The organism is Planctomycetota bacterium, from assembly GCA_016872555.1.
Classification (GTDB): Bacteria; Planctomycetota; Planctomycetia; order Pirellulales; family UBA1268; genus F1-20-MAGs016.
The window spans coordinates 1-3,200 of record VGZO01000118.1 but is presented as its reverse complement, the minus strand read 5'-3'; the positions used below and the strand labels follow the sequence as shown (position 1 = coordinate 3,200).

The following is a 3,200-nucleotide window of genomic DNA, read 5'->3' as shown; positions in this document are numbered from 1 at the left end:
TCCACAAGATCGTTTTGGAAAACCTCGAGAGCTGGCTCGAGTGGCGAGACCGCGCCGAGCGGCCCGTTGCGGCATACGTCGAGGAGGAGCTCCGCGGCTATCTCGAGTGCGGGCTCCTCTGCTTCGGCTTCGCCCGCGCGCTGTGCACCGGCTGCCGCACGGGGTTTGTGGTGGCCTTCTCCTGCAAGGGCCGCGGGGTTTGTTCGGCCCGGCTGAGCCGGGCTCGGTAGCCATGGGAACCCTTGGCGTTCCCATCGGCTGCCAGGCAGGACGGGGCCATGGATGGCCCGCCCTGCCTGTGGCTAGCCCCGCCGGTGCCCGTGCTCAATGAGCAGATCCGTGAGATCGTCGAGCACCGTACATTCTTCTTGGTAGGTCATCGCGGGTTCCTTCTTGGTGAGGTGACACTTCCAAGAAAGCCTCGATGACCCGCCTTTTCAAACTGGCGGCCGGTATGGGCCTGCCCTCGTCTCGCTACGCTCGACTCGAGCAGGTTCATACCGGTGATTTACAGAGGAGACGTTACACGACCTGCTCCGCTACAACCTCCGGAGCGTGAAGGCCCATCTGCTCCGCGAGGCCTTCCAGCGATTCTGGGAATACACGAGCCCAGCGGCGGTTGGAAACTTCCTCGACGAGTGAACCACCGGCGCGATGCGGAGCCGCCTCGACCCGATGAAGAACGTCGCCCGCAGCATGCGACGCCATCGCCATCTGATCCTCAACTGGTTTCGGGCCGGAGGCACGATCTCGGCGGGAGTCGTCGACGGTTTCAACGGCAAGGCGAAACTGACCACTAAAAAAGCGTTCGGCTTCCGAACGTCACGCGGCATCGAAATCGCCCTGTTTCACGTCCTCGGACGACTACCAGAGCCGGATTTCACCCAAAGATTCTGCTGAGAAGGCAAAAAGAAAAGGACCCGTGATTGGGGAAACCACGGGTCCGAAGCGGCTTTCGAAGTGAAGGTCTTGGGGGGGGAACAGCCGCCGACGAGGTTGGTTCGGGAAGATCCCGCGACTTCGTGCCGCTGAAATCCTCTCCGAGTGAGCGATAGAGGGAGAATAGCACGACACCCGGATCCTGTCGACAGCCGGGCGCGCCGGATCGGAGATGGTCGCAACTCCATGATCTGCAAAGGCTTGGGATAGGTGCTGTCGGAGGCAGGGGGGCCGATTGCGATTTTCACCCGATCCTCACAAGTAGCAGGAGCCACGCGTGCGAAAACGGTGCGTTTGACGGCGACCCGGGAAGCCGACGGCGTTTCCCGCGGTCGCTGGAGTAGACAACAGCCACGGACGGCATCGTTCATGGACATGCGGCGATCGGCAGTTCTGGCTTTCCGCAGGGCAACCTCGATGAAGATGAAGCCAACGCTTTCGGCGTTTCTCCGCCGCTTGCCGACCAGCCAGAGCTGGCGGCAGACGGCGGCGTGCCTGTTGGTGTGTGGCGCGCCCGGCCCAGCGTGGCTGGCGGCCGACGAACCCGCACCGGCCGGCGGCCAAGCGACGGTCGAGGCGGTCTACGTCCTCGATGACCAGCCCCTGCCGCTGCCCCGCGGCGTCGATCGGCAGCGCGCCGGACGGTATCGGCTCGGAGGCTTGAGCGATCTTGTGGCGCTCGGCGAAGGGAAGGGGCGCGGCACGCGGTTCCTCGCGATCACCGACCGCGGACCCAACGCCGAGGTACTGATCGAATCGCCGACCGGCGAACCGGCACGGCGGCTCCGGACGCTGCCTGTGCCCGAGTTCAGCCCGGTGCTCCTCGAACTGAAGCTCGTCGAAGCGCACGGCAGGCGCCCCGACCGCGCGACCGACGAGCCGCCCGATGGGCGGATCGAGGTCACCTCCGCCAGGCCGCTGCGCACTGCGTCCGGGAAGCCCACGTCGGGCCGGCCCGTCGCCCCGCGCCCTCTCGACGCACCCGTGTTCGATCCCCGCACCGGCCTGCCGCTGCCTCCCGACCCCGACGGCTACGACACCGAGGGGCTCGCCCGTCTGCCCGATGGCACGCTGTGGATCGCCGAGGAATACCTGCCGTCGCTCGGACGGCTGTCGGGGGAGGATCGGATCGTGCAGCGCCATGTGCCGATCGGGACTGGCCCGCTGGCGAATGGCCCGCTGGCGCCTGGCCCGGTCGCGGCCGACGCGATCGTGAGCCACACACTGCCCGAGGCGCTCGCCCGGCGCCGCGAGAACCGCGGGTTCGAGGCGTTGGCCGCCAGCCGCGACGGCCGCCGGCTGTACGCGCTGATGCAGAGCCCGGCGGCGACCGACGGCGGGCCGGGGATCGACGCGGCGCTGATCGAGTTCGACCCGCGCGGTGGTACGACGATCGCCGAACACGCCTACCGTCTCGGCGATCCCGGCGACGCCGATGCCGACGCGATCCGCGCCGCCGACGGCAAGCTCTCGGCGCTCACCGTGCTCGACGACGGAGCGCTGCTGGTGGTCGAGCAGTCGGCGACGGAGAGCCGGCTGTACCGCGTCGCGCTGCCGGCGGCGGGCGGGAAGACCGGGGCGGCGCTCGACAAGACGCTCGTCGCCGATCTCCTGCCGCTCGCGCCGCGGCTGGCGCGCGACATCGATTCCGGCAGCGAGCCACCGGCGCGGCCGGCCGACCTCAAGATCGAGGGACTGGCATGGCTCGGTGACGGCCGCGTGGCGATCGTCAACGACAACGACTTCGACATCGCCGCGGCCGACGCCGACAAGGCGGCTGCGCGGCGCAGTTGCCTGTGGATCCTGCGCGTGCCGCACCTCTGAGCAGCCCGTGCGGGACCAACGGTCGTCACCCACAGGTGGGGTGCCGGTCGAGTTGGCATTTTGCCGGCAAAAATGCCAACGGTGTCTGCACGTCGGCGTCGAAGCCCGCGGCGCTTGGGCGCTCCGCGCGCCCCGCTTCAACCCGTCGGTTTTGCTACATTTCCGGTCTTTCCTTCGGACCCCCGTCTTCGCAGGAGCCCCGCGATGGCCGCCCGCCCCGCCGATCCGTTTTCCGCCCGCGCGCCGTTCGAGACGGGCTCCGGCAAGGCGACGCTCTACCGGCTGCGGGCTCTCGACGACGCCGGCGTGACGAACACCGCGCGGCTGCCATATTCGATCCGCACCGTGCTCGAGGCGCTGCTGCGGACCTGCGACGACTACGAGGTGACCGAGGCCGACATCCGGGCGCTCGCCACCTGGAACGCCGCCCGGCCGGC

General features: G+C 68.4%; 4 protein-coding genes. All 4 read left to right on the top strand.

Features of this window, described 5'->3' with window-relative positions; genetic code table 11:
• Positions 1-230 (top strand): IS91 family transposase (locus FJ309_17290; GenBank protein MBM3956329.1); only part of this gene is annotated, 230 nt, incomplete at its 5' end.
• A gap of 424 nt (positions 231-654) precedes the next feature.
• Positions 655-900 carry a transposase gene (locus FJ309_17285; GenBank protein ID MBM3956328.1) on the top strand — a complete coding sequence of 82 codons (246 nt, stop codon included), beginning with the start codon at positions 655-657 and terminating at the stop codon, positions 898-900.
• Positions 901-1,308: 408 nt separating this feature from the next.
• Positions 1,309-2,763 carry an esterase-like activity of phytase family protein gene (locus FJ309_17280; GenBank protein MBM3956327.1) on the top strand — a complete coding sequence of 485 codons (1,455 nt, stop codon included), beginning with the start codon at positions 1,309-1,311 and terminating at the stop codon, positions 2,761-2,763.
• Between the two features lie 204 nt (positions 2,764-2,967).
• The coding region (locus FJ309_17275) for a hypothetical protein (protein MBM3956326.1) at positions 2,968-3,200 on the top strand (233 nt) is incomplete at its 3' end.